23 protein-coding genes, 1 other RNA gene and 1 riboswitch are annotated in these 24,895 nt (G+C 62.9%); of the genes, 14 read left to right on the forward strand and 10 right to left on the reverse strand.

Translation table 11 applies throughout. The annotated features are described in order from the left end of the window. Positions 1–254 precede the first annotated feature (254 nt). From N5P29_RS13355 to N5P29_RS21095, 6 genes are all read left to right on the forward strand, one after another. Positions 255–4,058 carry a multifunctional oxoglutarate decarboxylase/oxoglutarate dehydrogenase thiamine pyrophosphate-binding subunit/dihydrolipoyllysine-residue succinyltransferase subunit gene (locus N5P29_RS13355; protein ID WP_262275387.1) on the forward strand — a complete coding sequence of 1,268 codons (3,804 nt, stop codon included), beginning with the start codon at positions 255–257 and terminating at the stop codon, positions 4,056–4,058. Positions 4,059–4,149: 91 nt separating this feature from the next. Further along, on the forward strand, positions 4,150–4,797 hold the full coding sequence (locus N5P29_RS13360; protein ID WP_262275388.1) for a GDSL-type esterase/lipase family protein: 648 nt from the start codon (positions 4,150–4,152) through the stop codon (positions 4,795–4,797). Positions 4,798–4,799: 2 nt separating this feature from the next. Continuing rightward, positions 4,800–6,053 (forward strand): serine hydrolase domain-containing protein, encoded by a 1,254-nt coding sequence (locus tag N5P29_RS13365; RefSeq protein WP_262275389.1) that lies wholly within the window; start codon positions 4,800–4,802, stop codon positions 6,051–6,053. Between the two features lie 79 nt (positions 6,054–6,132). Beyond that, the gene (locus N5P29_RS13370; protein ID WP_262275390.1) at positions 6,133–6,981 is read left to right on the forward strand and encodes a DUF4097 family beta strand repeat-containing protein; all 849 of its coding nucleotides are present in this window, start codon (positions 6,133–6,135) and stop codon (positions 6,979–6,981) included. Beyond that, the gene (locus N5P29_RS13375; RefSeq protein ID WP_262275391.1) at positions 6,981–7,595 is read left to right on the forward strand and encodes a PadR family transcriptional regulator; all 615 of its coding nucleotides are present in this window, start codon (positions 6,981–6,983) and stop codon (positions 7,593–7,595) included. The genes N5P29_RS13370 and N5P29_RS13375 overlap by 1 nt, the downstream gene beginning before the upstream one ends. Before the next feature lie 79 nt (positions 7,596–7,674). Continuing rightward, positions 7,675–7,749: a 50S ribosomal protein bL37 gene (locus tag N5P29_RS21095; RefSeq protein WP_369299106.1), complete on the forward strand. Its 75-nt coding sequence runs from the start codon at positions 7,675–7,677 to the stop codon at positions 7,747–7,749. A 113-nt stretch (positions 7,750–7,862) separates the two neighbouring features. Here N5P29_RS21095 and rsrA read toward each other — a convergent pair whose 3' ends face one another. Next, positions 7,863–8,123, reverse strand: coding sequence for a mycothiol system anti-sigma-R factor (rsrA, locus tag N5P29_RS13380; RefSeq protein WP_018776387.1), 261 nt, complete (start codon positions 8,121–8,123; stop codon positions 7,863–7,865). Next, positions 8,120–8,923: a sigma-70 family RNA polymerase sigma factor gene (locus tag N5P29_RS13385; protein ID WP_144659829.1), complete on the reverse strand. Its 804-nt coding sequence runs from the start codon at positions 8,921–8,923 to the stop codon at positions 8,120–8,122. The genes rsrA and N5P29_RS13385 overlap by 4 nt, the downstream gene beginning before the upstream one ends. A gap of 180 nt (positions 8,924–9,103) precedes the next feature. On the opposite strand from N5P29_RS13385, the gene N5P29_RS13390 reads away from it, so the two are divergent. From N5P29_RS13390 to N5P29_RS13420, 7 genes are all read left to right on the forward strand, one after another. Next, the gene (locus tag N5P29_RS13390; RefSeq protein WP_144659828.1) at positions 9,104–9,619 is read left to right on the forward strand and encodes a DoxX family membrane protein; all 516 of its coding nucleotides are present in this window, start codon (positions 9,104–9,106) and stop codon (positions 9,617–9,619) included. A gap of 6 nt (positions 9,620–9,625) precedes the next feature. Then, a complete protein-coding gene (gene aroA, locus N5P29_RS13395; RefSeq protein WP_262275392.1) occupies positions 9,626–10,993 on the forward strand; it encodes a 3-phosphoshikimate 1-carboxyvinyltransferase in 1,368 nt (455 codons plus the stop codon). Positions 10,994–10,995: 2 nt separating this feature from the next. Further along, positions 10,996–12,111: a ribosome small subunit-dependent GTPase A gene (locus N5P29_RS13400; protein ID WP_262275393.1), complete on the forward strand. Its 1,116-nt coding sequence runs from the start codon at positions 10,996–10,998 to the stop codon at positions 12,109–12,111. Positions 12,112–12,165: 54 nt separating this feature from the next. Further along, the gene (gene hisN / locus N5P29_RS13405; protein WP_144659826.1) at positions 12,166–12,990 is read left to right on the forward strand and encodes a histidinol-phosphatase; all 825 of its coding nucleotides are present in this window, start codon (positions 12,166–12,168) and stop codon (positions 12,988–12,990) included. Between the two features lie 171 nt (positions 12,991–13,161). Then, a riboswitch (SAM riboswitch) is annotated at positions 13,162–13,275 on the forward strand. Positions 13,276–13,307: 32 nt separating this feature from the next. Next, positions 13,308–14,711, forward strand: a complete 1,404-nt coding sequence (locus N5P29_RS13410) for an aminotransferase class V-fold PLP-dependent enzyme (protein ID WP_262275394.1) — start codon at positions 13,308–13,310, stop codon at positions 14,709–14,711. Between the two features lie 101 nt (positions 14,712–14,812). After that, positions 14,813–15,634 carry a class I SAM-dependent methyltransferase gene (locus N5P29_RS13415; RefSeq protein ID WP_262275395.1) on the forward strand — a complete coding sequence of 274 codons (822 nt, stop codon included), beginning with the start codon at positions 14,813–14,815 and terminating at the stop codon, positions 15,632–15,634. A 9-nt stretch (positions 15,635–15,643) separates the two neighbouring features. Continuing rightward, positions 15,644–16,357 carry a metal-dependent transcriptional regulator gene (locus tag N5P29_RS13420; RefSeq protein ID WP_262275396.1) on the forward strand — a complete coding sequence of 238 codons (714 nt, stop codon included), beginning with the start codon at positions 15,644–15,646 and terminating at the stop codon, positions 16,355–16,357. Between the two features lie 19 nt (positions 16,358–16,376). Here the strand turns inward: N5P29_RS13420 and N5P29_RS13425 are convergent, their stop codons facing one another. Then, positions 16,377–17,825 (reverse strand): MFS transporter, encoded by a 1,449-nt coding sequence (locus N5P29_RS13425; RefSeq protein WP_410007876.1) that lies wholly within the window; start codon positions 17,823–17,825, stop codon positions 16,377–16,379. Between the two features lie 37 nt (positions 17,826–17,862). On the opposite strand from N5P29_RS13425, the gene N5P29_RS13430 reads away from it, so the two are divergent. Continuing rightward, on the forward strand, positions 17,863–18,237 hold the full coding sequence (locus tag N5P29_RS13430) for a hypothetical protein (protein WP_262275398.1): 375 nt from the start codon (positions 17,863–17,865) through the stop codon (positions 18,235–18,237). A gap of 7 nt (positions 18,238–18,244) precedes the next feature. Here N5P29_RS13430 and N5P29_RS13435 read toward each other — a convergent pair whose 3' ends face one another. The 7 genes from N5P29_RS13435 to prfB all read right to left on the reverse strand — a co-directional run bounded on the left by N5P29_RS13435 (position 18,245) and on the right by prfB (position 24,887). Further along, on the reverse strand, positions 18,245–19,225 hold the full coding sequence (locus tag N5P29_RS13435; RefSeq protein WP_262275399.1) for a S1C family serine protease: 981 nt from the start codon (positions 19,223–19,225) through the stop codon (positions 18,245–18,247). Positions 19,226–19,426: 201 nt separating this feature from the next. Beyond that, positions 19,427–19,795, reverse strand: a transfer-messenger RNA (tmRNA) gene (ssrA, locus tag N5P29_RS13440). Positions 19,796–19,898: 103 nt separating this feature from the next. After that, a complete protein-coding gene (smpB, locus tag N5P29_RS13445; RefSeq protein WP_262275400.1) occupies positions 19,899–20,369 on the reverse strand; it encodes an SsrA-binding protein SmpB in 471 nt (156 codons plus the stop codon). 65 nt (positions 20,370–20,434) lie between these two features. Beyond that, a complete protein-coding gene (locus N5P29_RS13450; protein ID WP_262275401.1) occupies positions 20,435–21,850 on the reverse strand; it encodes a M23 family metallopeptidase in 1,416 nt (471 codons plus the stop codon). Positions 21,851–21,902: 52 nt separating this feature from the next. Further along, entirely contained in the window at positions 21,903–22,817 is a 915-nt protein-coding gene (gene ftsX, locus N5P29_RS13455) for a permease-like cell division protein FtsX (RefSeq protein ID WP_262275402.1), read from the reverse strand. Next, entirely contained in the window at positions 22,814–23,578 is a 765-nt protein-coding gene (gene ftsE / locus N5P29_RS13460; protein WP_262275403.1) for a cell division ATP-binding protein FtsE, read from the reverse strand. Before ftsE ends, ftsX begins: the two co-directional genes overlap by 4 nt. A gap of 187 nt (positions 23,579–23,765) precedes the next feature. Continuing rightward, positions 23,766–24,887, reverse strand: a complete 1,122-nt coding sequence (gene prfB / locus N5P29_RS13465; protein WP_262275404.1) for a peptide chain release factor 2 — start codon at positions 24,885–24,887, stop codon at positions 23,766–23,768. Positions 24,888–24,895 lie beyond the last annotated feature (8 nt).

Consider the following 24,895-nt stretch of genomic DNA (forward strand, 5'->3'; position numbering starts at 1 on the left):
CCATAAGAACTTCAGTCTACAGTCCGCCTGCTTCAGGCTCCCCGTGGAAGGATTTAAATCGCAACACGAAATGCCGGCTGAACCCACTGAGTCGACAGCAACATGATTTAGGTCACCACTATTGGCAGTTAACCAACGATCCTAACTAGACTGTCAGGGGTCTGAGTTCGCGGGACCCGGACCCTGTCCCATCGTTGCGGAAAAGCAACTTTGGCCAGCGGGAAAACAACACTCATGGAAGAGGCGTATTTCAAGTGCCAGAGCAGCCCAGCCACCGTCTACCAGAGGAATTTGGCGGAAACGAGTGGCTCGTTGACGAACTGTACGAGCGGTACCAGCAGGACAAGAACTCGGTGGACACCAAGTGGTGGCCCCTCTTCGAATCCTTTGCTTCCGCTGACGGCACTTCTTCCAACGGAACCTCCGCAGCTCCAGCAGCTGCCAATCCCCCTACCCAAGTACTTCCCGTCGTAGCTCCGGCTGCAGCGGCTCCGGCACCGGCGCCGGCAGCCCCCGCAGCGGCACCGGCCGCCGCCCCCGCGGCTCCGGCAGCACCCGCTCCGGCGAAGAAAGAACCTGCAACAGTTGCCCGGGACGGTGCAAAGAAGCCCGCCGCCGGCAGCACTGCGCAGCCAATCCCTGCCCAGCTGCCCAAGAGCAACAAGGCTCCCACTGCACCGGAAGAGGATGTCGTTTCCGTCCTCCGCGGTCCAGCCAAGGCCATCGCCACCAACATGGTGACCAGCCTGGAAGTTCCCACCGCTACCAGCGTCCGAGCCGTCCCGGCCAAGTTGCTTATCGACAACCGTGTTGTCATCAACTCGAACCTTGCCCGGGCCCGCGGCGGCAAGGTTTCCTTCACGCACCTCATCGGCTACGCCGTGGTCCGCGCGCTGTCCCAGTTCCCGTCGATGAACGTCTACTACGACGAGATTGACGGCAAGCCCAGCGCCGTGCAGCCCGCGCACGTCAACTTCGGCATCGCCATCGACATGCCCAAGCCCGATGGCACCCGCCTCCTGATGGTTCCGAACATCAAGAAGGCCGAAACCATGGACTTCGCCGAGTTCTGGCACACGTACGAGGACCTCATCAAGCGCGCCCGCAACGGCAAGCTGACCGCTGACGACCACGCAGGCACCACCGTGTCGCTGACCAACCCCGGCGGCATCGGTACCGTGCACTCGGTTCCGCGCCTGTCCAAGGGCCAGGCCGCCATCATCGGCGTCGGCGCCCTTGACTACCCGGCGGAGTTCCAGGGCGCGAGCGAGAAGATCATCGCCCAGAACGCCATCAGCAAGATCCTCACGCTGACCTCCACCTACGACCACCGCGTGATCCAGGGTGCAGGCAGCGGCGAGTTCCTGAAGCTCGTCCACCAGCTCCTGCTCGGTGCGCAGAACTTCTACGATGAAATCTTCGAGGCCCTCCGCATTCCGTACGAGCCCGTTCGCTGGAGCCCGGACCTTCAGGTGGATCCGGCTGACGAGATCAACAAGGTTGCCCGCATCCAGCAGCTCATCCACTCCTACCGCGTGCGCGGCCACCTCATGGCGGACACCGATCCCCTGGAGTACGTCCAGCGCAAGCACCCGGACCTCGATGTCCTGACCTATGGCCTGACCCTGTGGGATCTGGACCGTGAGTGGCCCACCGGCGGTTTCGGTGGCAAGCCGATGCTGAAGTTCCGTGACATCCTCGGTGTTCTGCGCGATGCCTACTGCCGCACCACGGGCATCGAGTACATGCACATCCAGGAGCCGGCCGAGCGCAAGTGGTTCCAGGACCAGCTGGAGCACCCCTACTCCAAGCCCAGCCGCGAAGAGCAGCTGCGCATCGTCTCCAAGCTGAACGCAGCCGAAGCTTTCGAGACCTTCCTGCAGACCAAGTTCGTGGGCCAGAAGCGCTTCTCGCTCGAAGGCGGCGAATCGCTGATCCCGCTGCTGGATGCCATCATCTCCGATGCCGCCGACGACGGTCTGGATGAAGTCGCGATCGGCATGGCCCACCGTGGCCGCCTCAACGTGCTGACCAACATCGCGGGCAAGACCTACGCACAGGTGTTCCGCGAATTCGAAGGCACCCAGGACCCGCGCTCCGTCCAGGGCTCGGGCGACGTCAAGTACCACCTTGGCACCGAGGGAACCTTCACCTCGGACAACGGCAAGCAGACCAAGGTGTACCTGGCAGCGAACCCGTCCCACCTCGAAGCAGTGGACTCCGTCCTCGAGGGCATTGTCCGCGCCAAGCAGGACCGCCTCGACCAGGGCGAATCCTTCCCCGTGCTTCCGATCATGGTCCACGGTGACGCAGCCTTCGCCGGCCAGGGCGTGGTGGCGGAAACGCTGAACCTCTCCCAGCTGCGCGGCTACCGTACCGGTGGCACGATCCACGTGATCGTGAACAACCAGGTTGGCTTCACCACCGCGCCTTCGTCCTCGCGTTCGTCCACGTACTCCACGGACGTTGCCAAGATGATCCAGGCACCGGTATTCCACGTGAATGGCGACGACCCCGAGGCCGTGGTGCGTATCGCGCAGCTCGCCTACGAGTTCCGCCAGCGGTTCCACAAGGACGTCGTCATCGACATGGTCTGCTACCGTCGTCGTGGCCACAACGAGGGCGACGATCCCTCGATGACCCAGCCGCTGATGTACAACCTCATTGAGGCGAAGCGTTCCGTCCGCAAGCTGTACACCGAGTCCCTCATCGGCCGTGGCGACATCACCGAAGAGGAAGCCGAGCAGTTGCTGCGCGACTACCAGGAACGCCTGGAGCGGGTCTTCGCCGAGACCCACGCTGCGCAGACCTCTCCGATTCCGATCATCACCGCAGACTCCGCAGCGGTTTCGGACATCGAGCGCCCGATTGCCCAGCAGGCCGATTTCGGCACCAACTCGCCCACTTCAACCGCTATCTCCGCCGAGACCCTTGCCCGTATCGGCAAGGCACACCTGGAGATTCCGGAAGGCTTCACCGTCCACTCCAAGCTCAAGCAGCTCCTGGAAAAGCGCGAGCAGATGTCCCGCGAAGGCGGCATCGACTGGGGCTTTGGCGAGATCGCGGCCTTTGGTTCCCTGATCATGGAAGGCGTGCCCGTGCGCCTCGCAGGCCAGGACTCGCGCCGCGGTACCTTCGTCCAGCGCCACGCTGTCTTCCACGACCGCGCCAACGGCAACGAGTGGCTGCCCCTGGGCAACCTCTCCGATAACCAGGCCAAGCTGTGGATCTACGACTCCTTGCTCTCCGAATACGCAGCCATGGGCTTCGAATACGGATACTCGGTGGAGCGTCCCGACGCCCTGGTTCTCTGGGAAGCCCAGTTCGGCGACTTCGTCAACGGCGCCCAGACGATCATCGATGAGTTCATCTCCTCGGCCGAACAGAAGTGGGGCCAGCGCTCCTCGCTGGTCCTGATGCTGCCTCACGGCTACGAAGGCCAGGGACCGGACCACTCCTCTGCCCGCATCGAGCGTTTCCTGCAGCTGTGTGCCGAAGACAACATGATCGTCGCCAACCCGACGACCGCTGCTTCGCACTTCCACCTGCTGCGTCGCCAGGCGTACAGCCGTCCGCGCAAGCCGCTGATCATCTTCACGCCCAAGCAGTTGCTGCGCCTCAAGGGTGCCGCGTCCGCCGTCGAAGATTTCACCACGGGCGGCTTCAAGCCGGTCATCGGGGATCCGGAAGTCCAGCCTGCAAACGTGGACCGGGTCATCCTGGTCTCGGGCCGTTTGTACTACGACCTCCTGTCCAACCGTCAGAAGTCCGGCGACACCTCCACCGCCATCATCCGCGTGGAGCAGCTCTACCCGCTGCCCAAGGCTGAGATCGAGGCGGAGCTCGCCAAGTACCCGAACGCTGACATCATCTGGGCACAGGACGAGCCCGCCAACCAGGGGCCGTGGCCGTTCATGGGCCTGAACCTGGCTCCGGAACTCGATCGCAAGCTGCGCCTGGTGTCCCGCCCGGCGTCGGCTTCCACCGCTGCCGGTTCCATGAAGCGTCACGCCGCGGAACAGGATGCCCTGATCAAGCAGGCATTCGAACGTAAGTAAAACGAAACTGCCCGGCCTGAGGAGCGATAAACACGCCTCAGGCCGGGCAGTTCTGTTTAATGGGACTGAACCCCGGTCCTGAAACCGGCTGATGATCCGGAAATTGTGCAAGGACCGTAACGAGTGTGAAGAGGTAACCGTGGAAGACAGGAAGCTGCGCATCGCAGCTGTTGGAGATGAACTGCTCGCGGGCCTGGGGGATCCCCGCGCCCTGGGCTGGCTCGGCAGGGTCCTTGCCCGCACGCCCCAGGACTCCGTCGTGGTGGAAAGCTTTGCGCTCCCCTGTCCCATGGAAGGTACAGAGGGCCTGGCCGCCCGTTGGCAGGACGAGGCGGGCCGGCGCTTCAGCGATACCCACGAAAACCGCTTGGTGATTGGCCTGTCTGGTCGTGACCTCGAGTTTGGCCTCTCGACGGCGCGCAGCCGCCTGAACCTGGCGAACATCCTTGACGGCGCTTCCCACAGCAGCGTCGAGGTCTTTGTTGTGGGCCCGCCGCCCACCCTTGACCCGGCCCGCAACAAGCGGCTCGCTGAACTCAATACTGCGTTCGCGGATGTCACTACAAGAAGGAACCATCACTACGTTGACACCTTCTCCCCGTTGCTCAATCATGAGCAGTGGAGGACGGACCTCGCAGCCAATGGGGGAACACCGGGCCAGGCAGGCTACGGATTGATTGCGTGGCTGGTTCTGCACCGGGGCTGGTTCCAGTGGCTTAATATCGCCCAACCGGAGTAGCCATGACGCGGAACGCGCAGCTTTCTGTAAGAGCATCGTTGGCAGCCACCGTCGCTGCCGTCCTCCTCGCCACAGTTTCCTGCAGTTCCCCACCCCCTGCGCCTCCGGCAGGGTCTTCCAGCGGCACCGCCTCTGCCTCGGCAAACGCTGCCCTGCAGCCGTTCGACGCCGGCACGTTAAGCACCGAGTTCGAACGCGCCGCCAAGGAAGTCATGGTGCCCGGCGCCGTCGTCCTCTTGCAGACGCCGGATGGGAACCTCTCCTCGACCTACGGGACAGGGGTGCGCGGCTCCGATCGTCCGGTGTCGGCGGAAGACCACATCCGCGTCGGCTCTGTCACCAAGACCTGGACCACCACAGTGGTCCTCCAATTGGTCCAGGAGGGCAGGCTGGCCCTGACCGACCCGGTGTCCAAGTATCGTCCTGATGTCCCCAATGGTGACGCCATCACCCTTGAACAGATGATGACCATGCGAAGCGGCCTCTTCAACTACACGGAAACCCTTGAGCTCAACACGGCCTTGGACAACCAGCCGCAAAGGCAGTGGAACCCCGAAGAACTCCTCGCGTTGGCCTTTGCCCATCCCCCGTATTTTGCCCCCGGACAAGGGTTCCACTACTCCAACACGAATACAGTGCTTCTGGGCCTGGTTGCCGAGAAGGTCGAAGGCAAGCCTTTGGGACAGTTGTTCAAGGAACGCATTTTCGAGCCCCTTGGCTTGAAGGGCACGCTCTTTCCGGACATTTCGTCCAACAGCATCCCCGAACCGCATCCGAAGGGCTACTTTTACGGCGATAACGTACTGACGATGACCAATCCCGCCCTTCCCGGGGACATGCAGAAGGAAGCGTCCACGGGCGCGCTGAAGCCCAACGACGTCACTGACGTGAACCCATCCTGGGCATGGGCCGCCGGCTCGGGAATTTCCACCGCCGCTGATTTGAAAACCTTGGGCGAAGCGATGGTCAACGGGAAGCTCCTCAATGCGGAGCTGCAGAAAAGGCGCCTCGAGACCTTCTTCCCTACCAAACCTGAGGACCCCAACGGCGCCTCCTACGGCTTGGGAATAGCGAAGTTCGGGAAGCTGTACGGCCACACGGGCGAGCTGCCGGGATTCAACACCTTCATGGGCAGCGACCCCACCAACGGCGTCACGCTGATTGTTTGGACCAATCTGGCACCGGCTGCCGACGGGCGCGATCCCGCTGTTGTGATCGCCCGCGGCCTGATCGGCAAGCTGTACCGCGCTTCCTGACCCTGGAAGTCCTTGCCTTCTCGCAAGACGCGATATATCGTGATTTTATCAATGCGATATATCGCAACTTGGAGGGATCATGTCAGAGGAACTATGGACCGTGACGGGCCCGCAAACCATCGAAGTGGACAACGTTCGCTCCCTGAAGCTGGGCATCGTCAAAGGCCGCTTCGCCATCGTTACGCACGAGGAACCTTTCGTGCGCATCGAAATCAGCGAAATCACGGGCGACCCCCTCACAGTGACGCTTGTGGACGGACGCCTGGAAGTGCGCCACCAGCTGCAGGGCCCCCAAGGGTGGTTCCGCAACCTGATGGGAACGGTCAACAACACAAGCACCAACTCGGTGGTGGTCGGGATCGCGCTGCCACCCGGCGTCGACGTAGAAGCTGGAACGGTGAGCGGCGACGGCATGGTCTCCGGCATCAGTGGCCGCACCCGCCTTAACACCGTTTCCGGCTCGGTCATGGCGGACGGCACCAACGGAGAACTTCACGTGAACACGGTCAGTGGCGAGGTTATCGCCAGGAACCACGACGGCGTCCTGACCGCCAAAAGCGTTTCGGGTGAAGTTACGGCGTCGGGAACCTTCACCAGCGTCCGCGCCAGTACCGTCAGCGGCGACCTCAGCTTCGATCTGCAGGACTACACGAACGACCTTGGAGCCAACTCGGTCTCCGGCGATCTGACCATCAGGCTCCCACACGATGTAGGGCTGGACATCGTGGCGAAGTCGGCCAGCGGGAGTGTGGTGATCGATGACCAGCTCTACGCCCAGCCGGGAAGCAATGTGCACACCATCGTGGGTCCGGATGAGAGGCTCATGCTGGTCCGCACCAATACAGTCTCCGGCAAGACGTACATCATCCACGGCTCCGCACCTGCGGCGGGCAACCGCCCGCACCCGCCAGGGGAAGCAGGTCTGTGATGCCCCCCGTGTTCGCTCATGGCGCCCTGCGGCTGTATCTGCTGGCGCTGCTGGAGTCCGGGCCAAAACATGGCTACGAGCTGATCAAGGCCCTTGGTGACCGCTTCGGCGGGACCTACTCCCCCAGCGCCGGAACCATTTATCCACGCTTGGGAAAGCTGGAAGAGGAAGGGCTCGTCGCCACGGAGACAGAAGGCCGCCGCACCAAGTACTCCATCACAGCGGCGGGACGCGCTGAACTGGACAGCCGCAGGGAAGAACTGGCGGATGTGGAAGACACCATCTCGGCTTCGGTCAGGCGGCTGGCGGACAATTTGCGGGCCGACATCCGCAGCAACATGCGCGGCCTGCGCGCGGATCTGGCCGCTACCGCCGAGGCGGCCCGTGCCGGCGCTTCCTCCGCAACATTCGGCAGCCGCACGGCCGGCTACACACCTGAAGGCCAGCGGATCCTCAAGGAAGCAGAACTGATGGTGCAGGCCTTCCGGGACGACATACGGGTGGAGTTGCGCCAGCACGGAGCCTCCCGGCCCCTGACACCGGTGGCATTGGAGACCGTGCGTGCGGTGCTGGAGCAGGCGCGGATCTCCATCCGGAATTCGCTGAACAGCTGACCGGTTCGCGACGCGGCACCCTGATGTGCGAAACTGGAGGGCAGCTCTATTGAGTATCAATCATCGAAGGAGGCCAGCTATGAGCAAGCGTGCACGTAAGCGTCGTGACCGTAAGCGCGGCGGCGCGAACCACGGCAAGCGTCCCAACACCTAAGCCAGCGGCTTAGCGTCAAGGCTTAAAGAGCGAGGGCCCCGGAAACCATGCGGTTTCCGGGGCCCTTGGCGTTAAGCACTCATCAGCAGGGGTGCTGCGAACCAGTCCCTGGATCAGGCATCAACAGGCTTGATGGAATGGATCCTGTCCAGGATGGAGTTCTTGAGGTTCTCGGGCGCGGATTCCGTGCACGAGCGCTTGACCATGGTGCGGATAAGGCACTCAAGGTCATACTGTTCGGCACACTCTTCACACGTGTCCAGGTGCTGCTTGATCTCCGTGAGGTCCTCGCGGGTCAACGCACCGTCGAGGTACTCATAGATCCGCTGCATTCGCGTATCGTCGCAATCGCCCAATCCCTGGCAGTCGCTCATTTCTCTTTCTCCTGATTGTTGCTTCCGGCCGCGGCCTGATCTTCGGTGTGGGCCTTGAAGCCCCTGTCGGCGGCGTAGTCCGCCAGCATGTCCCGGAGCATCTTCCTGCCACGGTGCAACCGCGACATGACAGTGCCTATCGGGGTGTTCATGATCTCCGAGATTTGCTTGTAGGCATATCCCTCGACGTCCGCGAAGTAGACAGCCAGCCTGAACTCCTCAGGAATTGCCTGCAACGCGTTCTTGACATCTGAATCCGGCAAATGGTCAAGCGCCTCAGCTTCTGCCGAACGCAGGCCCGCGGAGGTATGCGATTCGGCCTTGGCCAGCTGCCAATCCTCGATCGTGTCCGAATTGGACTGCAACGGCTCACGTTGCCGCTTCCGATAGAGGTTGATGTAGGTGTTGGTCAGGATCCGGTACAGCCAGGCCTTGAGGTTGGTGCCGGGCTTGTACTGGTGAAACGCCGAAAATGCCTTGGTGTAGGCCTCCTGAACGAGGTCCTCCGCGTCCGATGGGTTCCGAGCCATCCGCATGGCGGCCGAGTACAGCTGGTCCACATACTGCATGGCGTCGCGTTCAAAACGTTCGCGCCGCTGCTCAGGGCTTTCCGCTGCGACATCGACGGCGGCCTGTTCCGAACCGTTGTCGTCGTCCGTCGCTTCGGCTGCTTCGTACATGGCCGCTGCGGCCGGTTCAATGGTGCTCATCGTTGCCAAGTCTACTGTCAGCTTGGGAGAATCCGGCTGCACCCCATACCCGGCCTCGGGCAGAACCATGCGGTCCTTCACCAAAGTCAAAAAACCAACTCCGTTCAGCCAGCGGCAACGACGTGCCGCAGTCCGGTCTTCACCGCACCTGAAACTCACAACGGTCGCCGCTGGGTAAATATTCCGCAAAGGTGCAAGACTAGAACCCGACTGCACCCCGTGAACACAACAATCATCGAACAGTGTGGCAAGCCACCCAGGAGGCACACCATGTCTTTTATCCGTTTTCTCGCACGGCCCATGCTTGCGTCCAGCTTCGTCGTGGCAGGCCTGGACAAGCTCAAGAACGCTGACGACACCGCGAAGCAGCTCTCCCCTGTCCTGCGACGCGCCTCGGAATCACTTCCCTTCAGAACCGATGAGAAGACCCTCGCCCGTGTTCTTGGAGGTGCGCAGCTTGGTGCAGGGGTGCTGCTCGGACTCGGCAAGCTTTCCCGTTTCGCCGCCACGGTTCTGGCGTTGACATCGGCCCTGAACTCCTACGTCGAATGGCGTTCGGCGGACATCAGCACCAAAGAGGCCCGCAGCGCCCGGAAGGCCCAGCTCCTGAAGAACATTTCACTGACCGGCGGCGTGCTGCTGGCATCGGTGGACACTGAAGGGCGGCCAAGCATCGCCTGGCGGGCAGAGCACCTGGCAGCCGATGCCCGCAAGGTGACCGGCAAGCAGATCAAGAAGGCAGATAAAGCGGTGCGCAAGGCCGTAGACAACGCAGTTGGAGCATAAGGAAGCATGACAGGAACCACCTCCGCCAATACCGCAACAGGCAAAGCCGCCGACCTTCCGCTGTGGCCGGCTCCTTATGCCAAAGGGCCAGTCGATGCCACAGTGACTGTCCCCGGTTCAAAATCGCTGACCAACCGGTTCCTCGTGTTGGCAGCTTTGGCGGATGGTCCCTCGCGTCTCCGGGCTCCCCTGCATTCGCGCGATTCTGCGCTGATGATCCGGGCCCTTCGGCAATTGGGGGCTACGGTCACAGAGGTTCCCGGTGACGGCGACTACGGACCCGACCTGGAAATCACTCCCCTGGATCCCACAGCCTCCAGCGATGAAACCGCCATCGACTGCGGTTTGGCCGGGACCGTGATGAGGTTCGTGCCCCCGCTGGCTGCGTTGCGCAGCGGAGCAACCATTTTCGACGGCGACCCCCATGCACGCAACCGTCCAATGGGGACCATCATCGAGGCACTGATCGCTTTGGGAGTACCGGTTGCAGCGGAAGGCGGCAGGACGCCGTCGGCCCTTCCCTTCAAGGTCGAAGGCACCGGCGAGGTGCGGGGCGGGCACCTCGTCATCGATGCCAGCGCTTCCTCACAGTTCGTTTCCGCCTTGCTGTTGGTGGGCGCGCGCTTTACTGAGGGCCTCCACTTGGAGCACGTCGGCAAACCCGTTCCCAGCCTCGACCACATCACGATGACCGTTGAGGTCCTCCGGAGCGTCGGGGTCACTGTTGATGATTCAGTGCCGAACCACTGGCGCGTAGCTCCCGGCACCATCAACGCTTTCGACCGGCGGATCGAGCAGGACCTGTCCAATGCAGGGCCGTTCCTGGCGGCAGCCCTGGCCACCCGCGGCACAGTCCGGATCCCGAACTGGCCCGCCGGCACCACCCAGGTGGGCGATATGTGGCGCACCATCCTGGCAGCCATGGGGGCCACGGTGAGCCTGCATGAGGGAACCTTGACCGTGACCGGCGGAGCATCCATCCAGGGCGCCGACTTCGACGAAACCAGCGAACTTGCACCCACGGTCGCCGCCTTGTGCGCCTTGGCCGAAAGCCCCTCGCGGTTGACCGGCATTGCCCACCTGCGCGGCCACGAAACCGACCGCCTCGCCGCGCTGGTCACCGAGATCAACCGGCTTGGCGGAGACGCCGAGGAGACTGCCGATGGCTTGGTAATCCGCCCTGCGGCCCTTCATGGCGGGGTGGTGCACAGCTACGCCGACCACCGGATGGCAACCGCCGGCGCCATCCTGGGACTCGCCGTCGAAGGCGTTGAGGTGGAGGACATCGCCACCACGTCCAAAACCATGCCCGAGTTCCCCGATATGTGGACGCGGATGCTCGAATCCGCCACCGCGGATGGGGACAACAACTGACCATGGGACGCGACGCACGTTCCTGGGATGAATCCGATGTCCGGATCCGGCCGAACAAAAAGGGCACCAGGCCAAGGACAAAGGACCGCCCCAGCCACGACGACGCTGTCATCGGCCGCATCATCACCGTTGACCGCGGACGCTACCGGGCGATCGTGGATGAAGACACTCCCGACGAGCGCGTCGTCATCGCCGCCCGCGCCCGCGAGCTTCGCCGCAACCCTGTTGTTCCCGGCGACTTTGTGGCATTGGTGGGCGACGTCTCCGGTTCGCCCGACACGTTGGCACGCCTGGTCAGGGTGGAAGAACGCAGGACGCTGCTTCGCCGCAGCGCGGACGACACAGATCCGATTGAACGCGTAGTGGTAGCCAACGCCGACCAGCTCGTGGTGGTGGTTGCAGCCGCCAACCCGGAGCCGCGCACGGGATTCATCGACCGAGCCCTCGTGGCGGCCTATGACGCCGGCATTGAGCCCTTGCTGTTGATCACCAAGGCCGACGTCAAGGATCCCACGGAGTTGCTGGCGAACTACCTCAGCCTCGATTTTCCCGTGATCATCAGCCGTACTGCCGATTCCGAGGCCAGCGGCATCGACGCCCGCTCCGATGACGGCCTCTCAGCCCGTTTGGAACGGGATGCCGTGTCCCAACTCCGCTCTTACCTGGGCGGGAAAGTGACGGTCATGCTTGGCCACTCCGGCGTGGGAAAGTCCACGATGGTCAACGCCCTGACCGGAGCTGAACGTGCCACCGGCGGCGTGAACGCAGTGACCGGCCGGGGCCGGCACACTTCGTCATCGGCCCTGGCCCTCAAGTTGGCCGATGCGCCCTCCGGGAGCTGGATCATTGACACCCCCGGCATCCGCTCCTTCGGCCTGGCCCACGTGGATCCTGATCGGATACTGCACTCCTTCCCGGATCTCGAGCCTGGCACCGAGACCTGTGACCGCGGCTGCAAGCATGACGCGACCGCCGTGAACTGCGGATTGGATGCTTGGGTCAACGACGGCCATGCCGGGCCTTCCGGTGTAGCGCGTCTGGCATCCCTGCGACGCCTCCTGGGCGCGGACCCTCGCCTGGAGGCCAAGGAAGCCAAAGAGCTGGGCACGGTTAACTGAGGGATATGCCTTAACGTCCCCACTGCTGCGGGCGTTTCAGGATAGTTTGGTGGCATGACCCAACCCGCTTCCACCTACAACGACGACCTGCGCCTTGCCCACGTCCTCGCCGATTCCGTCGACGCCCAGACCATGGATCGCTTCAAGGCCCTGGACCTGCAGATCGAAACCAAGCCCGACCTCACACCTGTCACCGATGCGGACAAGGCCGCTGAGGAAGCCATCCGCGGTCAGTTGTCGCGCTCGCGTCCCCGTGATGCGGTCCTTGGCGAAGAATTCGGCAGCAGCGGTCACGGCTCGCGACGTTGGATCATCGACCCCATAGACGGCACGAAGAACTTTGTCCGGGGTGTTCCCGTGTGGGCAACGCTGATTGCGCTGGTGGACGAAGGCGAACCCGTTGTAGGCGTGGTCAGCGCTCCCGCCTTGGGCAAGCGGTGGTGGGCAGCCAAGGACATGGGCGCCTACATGGGCCGGTCCCTGGCATCGGCAACGCGCCTGAAGGTGTCCAACGTTTCCCGCCTGGCCGACGCCTCCATGTCCTACTCCAGCCTCTCCGGCTGGAAGGAACGTGGAAACCTGGACGAGTTCCTGGGCCTCACCGAGGACCTCTGGCGCACCCGCGCCTACGGTGACTTTTGGTCCTATTGCATGGTGGCCGAAGGAGCTGTGGACATCGCCTGCGAGCCCGAACTGAATCTCTATGACATGGCCGCTCTTGTTCCCATCGTCACCGAGGCCGGGGGGCGCTTTACCTCCCTGGAAGGCGAAGACGGCCCGTTCGGCGGCAACGCCCTGGCCACGAATTCGATCCTCCACTCGGAGGTCCTGAAGCGCCTGAACCCCGGATTGGACGATCTCCTCCAGCCCCCGGCCTGAGTCCGGGCCACCTCCGGTTCATCGAATTTTCGACGGCGGCTGCCCCCCATTTGCGAGCAGCCGCCGCTTTTTATTCGCAAGAACGGGCAATTTTCAACCCGCGTAACAATCGGCTTAACAAAACTCTCCGGCTTTGGACCCTTTCACGGACGTGCCTTAGCCTTTTTTACAGGTCACGAGTGCCAGCGCTAAACCCCGGTTAGCTGGCCGGCAACCCTCCATTCGCGGTGGGGTGCCCCGGGTGACGACCCGGCCGGTCCGGAACGGATGCGGCAAGCGCGGATCCCCCTGAGGGGGTCCCTCTTGAGTGAGGTCCCATGAGCACTGTCACGTTCAACTCAAACATCGTTCCTTCCTTCATCGAAGACTCCCCCACAGCTGCCGCGGCCCGTCCGCTCGCTGCCGTCACGGGCGCGGAACTGCAGGCCCCGCTGATTCAGGGTGGCCACGTCCGCTATGCGAACCTCGACTATGGTGCATCGGCCCCAGCGTTGACGATCGTTTCCGCCTACCTCAACGAGGTCCTGCCTTACTACGCCAGCGTCCACCGCGGGGCGGGATTCGCCTCACAGATCAGCACCTCGGTGTATGAAAATTCGCGGAACATTGTCCGTGAGTTTGTTGGTGGACGTGCCGACGACTCCGTCATTTTCACCCGGAACACCACCGACTCGCTGAACCTGTTGGCCGGCTGCCTTCCCCAGGAGGACGGCCAGTTCGCTGGCGAGGTCCTGTACTTGGACATTGAGCATCACGCGAACCTGCTGCCTTGGCAGGGAGTCCCGCACCGCAGCGTCGTTGCGGAGTCCACCCTGGCCGGCACAGTAGCCAAAATCGAAGCTGAACTGGCCCAGGGCGGCGTCAGCCTGCTCGCAGTAACGGGCGCCTCGAACGTCACCGGTGAGATCCTGCCCATCGCCCAGCTGGCGTCCTTGGCGCACCAGTACGGGGCGAGGATCGTCGTGGATGCCGCCCAACTTGCTCCGCACCGCCGCGTCAACATCGCAGAAGCGGATGTCGACTACATCGTGTTCTCCGGCCACAAGCTCTACGCGCCGTTCGGTGCAGGAGTCGTTGTTGGTCGCCCGGACTGGCTCGACGCCGGCGTCCCGCACCTGGCAGGTGGCGGCGCTGTCCGTGAGGCCCGTCTGGATTCGGTCAGCTGGGCCACGGGTCCGGCCAGGCACGAAGGCGGCTCCCCCAATGTCCTCGGAGCGGCGACCCTCGCCCGAGCGACCCAGGTCCTCGCGACCCTGGACGAGGACGCCTGGCACGCTCACGAAGCCGGCATCCGCAGCTACCTGGTCGAGGGCCTTGAGGCCATCGACGGCGTAACGGTCCACCGGATCTTCAGCGATTCGGAGGACACCATCGGTGTGGTCAACTTCTCCGTTGAAGGATTCGACGCCGGGCTGGTCGCCGCCTATCTGGCCGCCGAGCACGGTGTGGGCCTCCGGGATGGCCGTTTCTGTGCCCACCCATTGCTCAAGCGACTGGGGCTGCCATCGGGTTCCCTGCGGGCAAGCTTCGGCGTCGGCTCCCGGTTGGAGGACGCCACCAGGCTGCTTGCGGGCATCCAGGAACTCAAGTGCAACGGTTTGGGCTGGGACTACGTGGTGGACGAAGGCCGCTGGGTACCTGCCAACGACCACCGCACCTACCCCGAGTGGGCGCCCAACACCCCGGGAACCGCGGGCGCAGCTCCCTGCACTGTCGACTAAAGAGCGCAGCGTCGGCCAACGGCGCAGCTGAGCAAGCGTAAATGCCGGACCGAGGGTAAATTCGTAGGGTATCTTTTGGCTACCCCGTGAAGGAGTTCTGCGTGTCCCTGCGTACACCGGATGGCGCTCCCGGCATACCCGGGCCCGCCGGCCCCCGTGGACCCAAGCTCCATGCCTCGCGCCGGCACGAGCTTGGCCGGAGCTTCCAGGACGGCGGAGAGCACTATGACCGTGTGCGGCCCGGCTATCCGCTGGACTCCGTGGAATGGCTCGTACCCGGGGGTTCAAAGACAGCGGCAGATCTCGGCGCCGGTACGGGTAAGTTCAGTGCCCTTTTGGCCGAACGCGGACTTGAGGTTGCCGCCGTCGATCCTTCCACCGACATGTTGGAGCAACTGCGAAAGGCCTATCCCGGTATTCGCGCAACGGAGGGAACGGCCGAGGCAACAGGGCTGGCGGACTCAGCATTCGACGTCGTCAGCGTTGCCCAGGCCTGGCACTGGTGCGAGCCGCTTAAGGCGAGCACGGAAATTGCACGAATCCTCCGCCCCCACGGCGTATTGGGCCTGATCTGGAACCAGCTGGATACTTCCATTCCATGGGTCCACCGGCTCTCCCGCATCATGCACGCCGGAGATGTCCATAAGCCGGGATTCCGGCCAGTTATCGGTCCGGAATTCCAAAGGTTGGAGCGCCACCTCACTGAGTGGGAGGATCCGCTGACGCCTGAGGACATCATGGAGCTGACCAAGTCGCGCAGTTACTACCTTCGCGCCAACGAAGCCACCCGCGCCAAAGTCATGGGCAACCTGCAGTGGTACCTTTACGAACACCTCGGCCATGCGCCCGGCGATACCGTCCAGCTGCCCTACCTGACGCAGACCTGGCGGGCATATAAAGTCCACAATGCCTTGCCACGGTAGGCTTGGAGTGTGAAGACCAGTACGCCCTCCTCCTCGATCGAGGACTACGTCAAGGTCATTTACTCCTACACGGAGTGGCAGGACAAGCCGATCACGTCCTCGCAGCTCGCCCTGCGCCTTGGCGTCGCCAACTCATCAGTGTCCGAGATGGTCCGCAAGCTCAAGGACCAAGGCCTGGTTGACCATCAGCCCTACAGCGCCATCCGCCTGACTCCGGAGGGCATGCGCCTTGCCCTGTCCATGGTCCGCAGGCACCGCCTCATCGAAACGTACTTGGTGGAGGAACTCGGATACAGCTGGGACGAAGTCCATGACGAGGCCGAAATGCTGGAGCATGCTGTGTCCGATACCTTCATCGAACGCATGTCTGCCAAGCTGGGCCATCCCGAACGCGACCCGCACGGTGATCCCATTCCCTCGGCAGACGGCACCGTGGAGCTGCCGCACGCCTACCGCATGAACGAGCTCGACCAGGGACACTCGGGCCGCATCACCCGCATCAGCGATGACAACCCCGAACTCCTGAGGTATCTGGCCTCAGAGGACATTCCGCTGGACGCTCCTGTCGAGGTGGTGGGCCGTAAGCCCTTTGGCGGGGCCTTGGTGGTCAGGATCGGCGGCGGCCAAAACGGCCGCGAATTCGATCTCGCTGACGAAGTCGCCTCCGCCTTGTGGGTTCAGAGCGCAGGCCCCCACCCGGGCTGCGTGCTTCCCGCCCGCTGACCATCGCGGCAGCAAAGGTTCAGCTGCGCCGCCCGGCGGGACCGCCGTCGTCGGACGCTGCGCCAGGTTCACGGTCAGCGGCGGCCGTCGCCTGCGCGGACGGGTTACGGATCCCGACGGCGGACGCAACTGCCCCGGCCAGAAACAGGACCGCCGTTGCCACCAAGGCGTTGTAAAGCCCTTGCCTGGTGAAGACCGGCCCCACAATGACGCCCGCGAAAGCGATGGAGATCAAGCCTGCGATACGGGCGACGGCGTTGTTGACCGCCGAACCGATCCCGGCTTCGCTTTGCGGTACTGCTCCGAGGATGGCTGCCGTCAGCGGCGCAACCAACGTCGCCAGCCCAATCCCGAAAAGAATCTGCCCCGGCAGCACCTGCGTCCAGTAATTGAGGGGCTCCTGCACTGACAGTGACATCAGGAAGCCCACCCCGCAGAGCACCGGACCGGCCGTCATGAACCAGCGCGGACCGTACTTGCCGGCGAGGCCACCAAAGTAGGACGCCCCAACCATCAGGATCACGGTTCCCGGTAGCAAGGCAACACCCGCTATCGTGGCGCCCAGTCCGCCAACCTGCTGCAGATAGATTCCCATCACGAAGAAACCGAGCGATATCCCGGCGTAAATGGCCAGCGTAGCCAGATTCCCCCACGCGAAATTCCGTATGGCGAACAACTCCAGCGGCAACATGGGATCCGAGGTGCGCCCTTCATGGACCAGGAACAGGATCATCGCCAGCACACCCAGCGCCAGCGGCGCCCATACTTGGGGGCTCCCCCATCCCAGGCGGCCCTGCTCAATGAACGCGAAGACCGGTCCGCCCAGGCCGACCATGGCCAGGAATGCGCCAAGGTAGTCGATCCGCTTTGTCCTGTCCCGGGCCGCATCCGAGGAACGAAGGCCTGCTAGCACCGGCCAGATCGCCACTGCCGGAACCACATTGATGAAGAAGATGACACGCCAGGAAAGGAGGTCCACCGCAGCGCCACCGATCAAGGGGGCAACAATTGCCGCTGCGCTGGTCCAGCCCGACCATTGGCCGATGGCCTTGGACTGGGCGGGCCCGGAGAAGGACGTAATGATCATCGCCAATGAACTTGGCACGAGCAGTGCGCCGGCAATCCCCTGCAGGGCCCTCGAAACGACCAGGATTTCGCCGGTCCACGCCAAACCGCAAAGCATGGATGTGACAGCGAAGCCGGCCAGGCCCCACTCAAGGATCCGAGCCCTGCCGAAATGGTCGGATAAGGAACCCGCCACCAGGATCAGCGCCCCCAGGGTCAGCAGATAAGCGTCCACCACCCACTGCTGGATGACCAGGCCGCCGCCCAGTTCCCTGCCGATGGCCGGCAATGCGAGATTCACCACAAAACCGTCCAGGATGGCGATGAAAGACGCCACGATTGCCACGACAAGCACCCGTTTTTGCAATGGGGTACTCGGTGGCAGGGCAGGAGCGTCAGTCATGAGCACAGCCTACGCCCGCCACGTCCCGTATCGTTGAATGGTGATAAGCAGACGTGATGCCGCCTTGGCCCTTGATATTCCGATGGAAATGGCCCAACGCCACGGCATTCCGTCCCGCCTCTCCGAGGCTGATCTTCGGCAGCTGCAGGACAATCCTCCGGCGTGGCTGGTGCAGTCCCGGGCCAACAGGACAGGGAAGCGGCCTGTCTGGGTGCACCTCAGCTGCGCGGTGTGCGGCTACACCGAGGCTGTCCGGCCCAAGAAATGGTGGCCTGACTTTTCTTTCGTCTACTGCCGAACCCACAGGAACAGCGAGCTGCCCAAGCTCTTCCTTGGTGAAGTCCGGAGTGAGTACGACGGCGTGGGCAGCCGCTTTGTCGGGGTCGTGGACGTGCCGGAGGACAAGGCCTGAGCTGCCGTCACTGCTGACTCATTTCCGACGGGACAGCGGTCAACTGGACGGTCTTGCCGTTCCGGAGCACCGTCAACGGAAAAGCTTGGCCGATGGCTCCTTCAAAGAGCAGCTTCTGGAGGCTTTCCGCGCTGGACACCGCCCGGCCCTGCGCACGTAGTACGAGGTCTCCCGGCAGCAGCCCGGATTTCTCGGCGGGCGAGTTCGCGATGACCTCCACCACCCGCAGGCCTTCTTTCTGGCCTGTCCTCACCACGGCGGTGGCGTCGAGCGGGATAGGAGTGCTCACCAGTCCCAGATAGGCCCGGCGGACGCGGCCGTCCCGCAGGAGCGAACCGATGATGCGTTGGGTTGTCGCATTGATGGGCACGGCCAGGCCGAGTCCCAAGCCTGCGACAGCGGTGTTTATCCCTACGATCCGGCCCTTGGTGTCCGCTAAAGCGCCTCCCGAGTTCCCGGGGTTGAGGGCCGCGTCGGTTTGGATGACGTCCTCGATGACCCTCCTGTGCTCGCCGGCCCGGACGGGAATGGACCTTCCCAAGCCGCTCACTACGCCGGCGGTCACTGAGCCGGCGAGTCCCAACGGATTCCCGACTGCAATCACCAGTTGGCCCACGCGCAGGGTATCGGCATCGCCCAGCAGGGCCGGTGCAGGGGTGGACTTGAGTCCACGTACTACGGCAAGGTCCGACAAGGGATCCGCCCCGACCAATTCAACGTCCGTCTGCTTGCCATCGGCGAAGACAGCCCTGCCGGATTGGAGACCGGCAACCACGTGGGCGTTGGTCAGCATGTAACCGTCCGCGGTGAAGACCACTGCGGAACCGCTGCCGACGCGGACCTGGCCCCGGCGGCCGGTGCTCATCATCTCGATGGCGGCAACATGGGGCGTTACGGACTCCGCCACCCTGATCACCACCCGTGAGTAATCATCAAGGGCTCGGCCCTCGTCCGGGTCCTCCATCGCGAAATCCGGCTCGATGCTCATCTTGTGCCTCCCGCTGCCTCACGAGCGCTGCTTGCCGGCAGATCCGGCGAAGCGCCTATCCAGTTCAACGGTCGACGCCGCGCCGGTAGTCCTGCGCGCGCTACGCCGTGGGTGAACGGCTGGTTTGCGGTTGGGATCCAGTGCCACCGACCCCATGGCACGGAAAAGCCCCCGGACCGCGAGGGTCCAGGGGCTTTCCCAGAGTGGAGATGGGGGGAATTGAACCCCCGTCCGATGTCGTGTTGTCAGGGCTTCTCCGGGCGCAGTTCGCGTCGGATTTTCTCGGCCCCAGCCATCCTGCGAACAGGTGGCTGATCCGGGCCCAGTCATCTAAAAGTCCCGTTTACCTCAATGACGAAGGCAAACAGCAGTGGCTATCTAAATGACGCCAGGAACCGGGGCGATAGCAACCCCGGGCTGACGGACTGTCTTACTGCTTAGGCAGCGAGAGCGAAGTCAGTGCGCTTAGATTCGGCACTTATTGGTTTGCAGACAGCGTTTACGAGATAATTCTGCATCCTCGGCCCGCTTCACCTGTCGCGACTAACATCGTCGAAACCGATCATCCCCGTATTTTGTTACCAAACCGGCAAGGGCTTTCAGGCCCCTGTCGGACTACTTATCATAACGCATTCGGCTGGCTTGTCATTCCCGCCCGGCACTGCGCGTGTTATCACCGCCGGTTGCGTTCACGCAGTTCGCGGAGGGACTCGCGTTTGTCCTGCTGCTCGCGCAGCGTCTGCCGCTTGTCGTAGTCCTTCTTACCGCGGGCGATTGCGATTTCCACCTTGGCACGGCCGTCCAGGAAGTACAGCTGCAATGGCACCACGGTGAAGCCGGACTCGCGGATCTTGTGCGAGATCTTGTTCAGTTCCTCGCGGTGCAGCAGGAGCTTACGACGACGACGGGCGGCATGGTTGGTCCAGCTGCCCTGGTTGTACTCGGGGATGTGGATGCCCTCCATCCACAGCTCGTCGTTGTAGAAGGTGCAGAAGCCGTCCACCATGGAGGCGTGGCCTTCACGGAGGGATTTCACCTCTGTACCCATCAACGCAATGCCGGCCTCGTAGGTATCGAGGACATGGTAGTCATGCCGGGCCTTCCGATTGGTGGCCACTACCTTACGGCCACTTTCCTTGGGCACGGTAGAACTCCTTAGTAAATGCGGATTTGAACCAGTGTACGCCAGCGGCGCACATCCGACGGACCCTAGAGCAGGGTCATGGGATCCACTGCGGTGCCGTTCAGCCAGGTCTCGAAGTGCGCGTGGCAACCCGTGGAGTTACCGGTGCTCCCCGAATAGGCAATGAGCTGCCCCTGCGCGACCCTCTGTCCATTCGCCACCACGATGCTGCTGTTGTGGTAGTAAATGGTGGTCAGCGAGTTTCCCTGCACGACGCCATGCGAGAGCTTGACGCGCCAGCCGCCGCCATCGGCCGAGTTCCACCCCGAGTTAAAGACCTCGCCGGCTGCGGCAGCGTAGACCGGCGTTCCACAGGGGGCGCCAAAGTCGATGCCGGTGTGCATGTAGCCGCCGGTGCCGTAGAAATCGATGGTTCCCGGCGGCGTCGCACGCCATCCGAAGCCGGATGTGATGGGAACGTAACTGGCAAAAGGATGACGCAGACCAAAGGCCGACGGCGACCCGGCAGCCGGCGGGACGTACGGCGTCTCGGGAGGTGCCGGCTTGCCGGCGGCAGCGGCCGCTGCAGCTGCCGCGGCTTCTGCCTCTGCGGCGAGGCGGCGCTGTTCTGCTTCCCAGGCTTCGCGCAGCTTCCGGTCACGCTCCACAATCTCCGCAGCAACAGAGTCCTGCTCCGATTTGACCTTGGCAAGGTTTGCCTCAATGCCGGGCTTGGCTGCCTGCAGCTGTCCGTTGAGGCGCGTTGTGTCCTCGATCAGCTTGTCCACTTCGGCCTTCTTGCTGGCGGCCTCGTCCCTTGCCGATTTCTCCCTTTCAAGCGCGGCGTCCGCTTTGGCCTTAAGGTCCTGGATTTCTTCCTCTACAGCCACGAGCCTGGCCTGCGAGTTCACGTTGGTGGCATTTTGCTGGGTCAGTTTTGTCATTGCCGCGTTTTGGCTTCGCATGGCCTGGTCTGCCAGGTCCATGGACTCGGTCAAATTGCCGGACTCACTGGAGCCAAACAAGAGGGCGACGTTGGTGGGCACCCCACCGGACTTGTAGGCCTGGGACGCGATCTGCCCGATCAGCTTCTTGGTATCGGTGATCTTCTGCTTGTCATTTTCCAGCTGCTCAGTGATCTTGGCCTTGTTCTGCTGGGCCAACTCGACGCGCGCTGCCAGGGCCTCCACTTCCTTGACCGCACTTGCAACGCGGCCCTGCGCCTCGAGCAGAGCCTGCTGGGCGCCCGGAAGGCGGCCCTGGTAGATCACAAGATCGCCTGCGGCTTTGGCAATGTTCGCGTCGACGAACTCCAAGGATGCCTGAACCCGTGCAGCCTCCGCTTCCAGAGCGGCTTGCTGGTCATCGAGGTTATCGGCATGGGCCGTCGGCGCTCCGGAGAGGAGACTGACAGCCAGCCCGACGGCGAGGACGGCACCCAGCATCCGCGCCTGGCCCGACGCAAAGCGCCTACGCAGTGTAATCGGGTCCAACGTGGTCATCAGGAATCCTTTTCGATTGCAGCAGTGGAAAGTCCGGAGAACAAGGGCATGGCTATACCTTCAGGTACTTCCGGAGAGTCAACAGCGACGAGATCCCCGCCAGCCCGGCACCAAGCGCGATCAGCACCGGCGCAATCACCAGGACCTGGGTGGAGGAGATGAACGGGGTGTTAAGGAATTGCTTGGAGAGGTCGCCGTTCAGCCAGAAATGGGCCATCAGCCACAAGGTCACGGAGGCCAGAACCGCTCCAACGACGGCGGCTATGACCCCTTCGAGGATGAACGGCAGTTGGATCACGGTCTTCGAAGCCCCCACCAGCCGCATGATTCCCGTTTCCCGCCGTCGACTGAAGGCCGACAGCCGGATGGTGGTGGTAATTAGGAGCACCGCACAGAAAATCATCACTGCGGCGACGCCTACGGCAGCCACCGACGCTCCATTCATCCAGGAGAAGATACGTTCCAGGACCTGTCTCTGGTCGCTGACCGTCTCTACCCCGGGCTGGGAGGAGAACGTTTCGCTGATGATCTGGTACTTTTCGGGGTTCTTCATATTGATGCGGAAGGAGGCCGGCAACTGGTCCTGGGACACCGAATCAACGATCGGAGAGTTGGAGAACTGTTCCTTGAAGTGCTTGTACGCCTCGGCCTGCGACTCGAACTGGAAATCATTGATGTACTGCTTGACCGCAGGTGACTCCAGCATGGCCCGGACGTTGTCTTGCTGCTCCTTGGTGGCCGGCCCTGAAGCGCAACCGACCGCCGTCGAGCCGTCATTGCAGAGGAAGACGGCTACCTGGACTTTGTCGTACCAGTAGCCCTTCATCTGGTTGATCTGCATTTGCAGCATGCCCGCCGCACCCACAAAGGTCAGGGACACAAAGGTCACCAGGACCACGGAAATCACCATGGACAGGTTCCGGCGCAGCCCGCTGCCGATTTCCCCGAGAATGAAGAGCAGCCTCACAGCTTTGCCCCCTGAGCGCGGTCGAGTTCCTCGCCACTGGCATCACGCAGTCGACGGGACTCGCCGACCACCGGAATCATGGACGTGTACAGAGCCTTCGCTTCGTCGCGGATGACCTTTCCGTTCTTCAGTTCCACCACGCGGCGGCGCATTTCGTTCACGATGTCGTCATCGTGGGTAGCCATGACCACCGTGGTGCCGTTTTGGTTGATCTTGTCCAGGACGCCCATGATCCCCATCGAGGTAATGGGGTCCAGGTTTCCGGTCGGCTCATCAGCAAGGAGGATCCCCGGACGGTTTACGACGGCGCGGGCGATCGCCACACGCTGCTGCTCACCACCGGAGAGTTCGTGGGGCATGCGCCGCTCCTTGCCTTCAAGGCCAACGGTCTTCAAGACCTCGGGAACGGTTTCACGGATGATGGAGCGGCTCTTGCCGATGACCTGCATGGCGAAGGCAACGTTGGCGAAAACATTCTTCTGCGGCAGCAGGCGGAAATCCTGGAACACCACACCGATGCCGCGGCGCAGCTTGGGAACGCGCCAGCTCGAAATGTTGGCAACGTTCTGGCCGGCGACATAGACAGATCCTGCAGAGGCTTTGTCTTCCTTGAGGATCAGCCGGAGGAAAGTGGATTTGCCTGAGCCCGAGGCGCCCACAAGGAACGTGAATTCGCCACGGTTGATCTCAAGGCTGACAGAATCGAGCGCCGGTCGGGCATTCTGGTCGTAGACCTTGGTGACATTCTCAAATCTGATCATGGCCCTTAGTACCCCGCCGGACATGACATTAGTCGCCCAGTCCAACAGCCGGAGCGCGGGCTTTCGATGGGGGAAGTGAGAGCACCGGCCATTCGACTATACGCACGGGCGGGCCCGCATCCCGCGGCTTTAGGGGGCGTGTCGTCGAATAAAAGGCGAGTCTGGAAACCTCCTGACAGCCTCCTGCTTATGAGCTGGCTGCAGCGTTGCGGTTACCCGTGCGCCAGCGGATGCCGGCGTCGATGAAGTCGTCGATGTCGCCGTCGAGCACAGCCGAAGTGTTGCCCACTTCGTGTTCGGTCCGCAGGTCCTTGACCATCTGGTAGGGGTTCAAAACGTAGGAACGCATCTGGTCACCCCACGATGCCTTGACGTCCCCGGCCAGGGCTTTCTTCTCGGCGTCCTGCTGTTCCTTCTTAAGCAGCAGCAACCGGGACTGCAGGACCCTCATGGCCGCCGCCCGGTTTTGGAGCTGCGACTTTTCGTTCTGCATCGAGACCACGATGCCCGTGGGAAGGTGCGTCAACCGCACTGCGGAGTCAGTGGTGTTGACCGACTGCCCGCCCGGGCCGGACGAGCGGAAAACGTCGACGCGGATCTCGTTGTCGGGGATGTCGATGGAGTCTGTCTGTTCGATCAGGGGGATGACCTCGACTGCCGCAAAGGAGGTCTGCCGCCGGCCCTGGTTGTCGAAGGGACTGATGCGCACCAAGCGGTGGGTGCCCGCCTCCACGCTGAGGGTGCCGAAAGCGTAGGGTGCCTTGACTTCGAAGGTAGCCGATTTCAGGCCCGCTTCTTCGGCGTAGGAGGTGTCCATCACCGTGGTGGGGTAGCCATGACGTTCGGCCCATCGCAGATACATCCGCATCAGCATCTCGGCGAAGTCGGCTGCGTCCACGCCGCCTGCTCCGGCCCGGATGGTCACGACGGCCTCGCGTTCGTCGTACTCCCCAGAGAGCAAGGTAACAACTTCAAGTTCAGCCAAGGCCTTGCGAATGGATTCCAGTTCCTTGGCAGCTTCAGCCAGGGACGCTTCATCGCCCTCGTCCTGGCCCAGTTCCACCAAGACTTCGAGATCGTCGATCCTGGCCTCAAGCTTCTCCAGGCGTTCGACTTCCGATTGCCGGTGGGACAGGCGGGACGTCACCACCTGTGCCGAAGCGGGGTCGTCCCAGAGGTCAGGGGCTCCGGCTTGCTCGCTCAGTTCGGCGATTTCAGCTTTAAGGGCATCAACGTCAGTGACGTTCTCGATGGAGCTGTACGTTGCTCGAAGTGCGCGGATTTCTGCGGGAAAATCAATTTCAGCCATGGTTATCC

Source organism: Paenarthrobacter sp. JL.01a, from assembly GCF_025452095.1.
Lineage (GTDB): Bacteria > Actinomycetota > Actinomycetes > Actinomycetales > Micrococcaceae > Arthrobacter.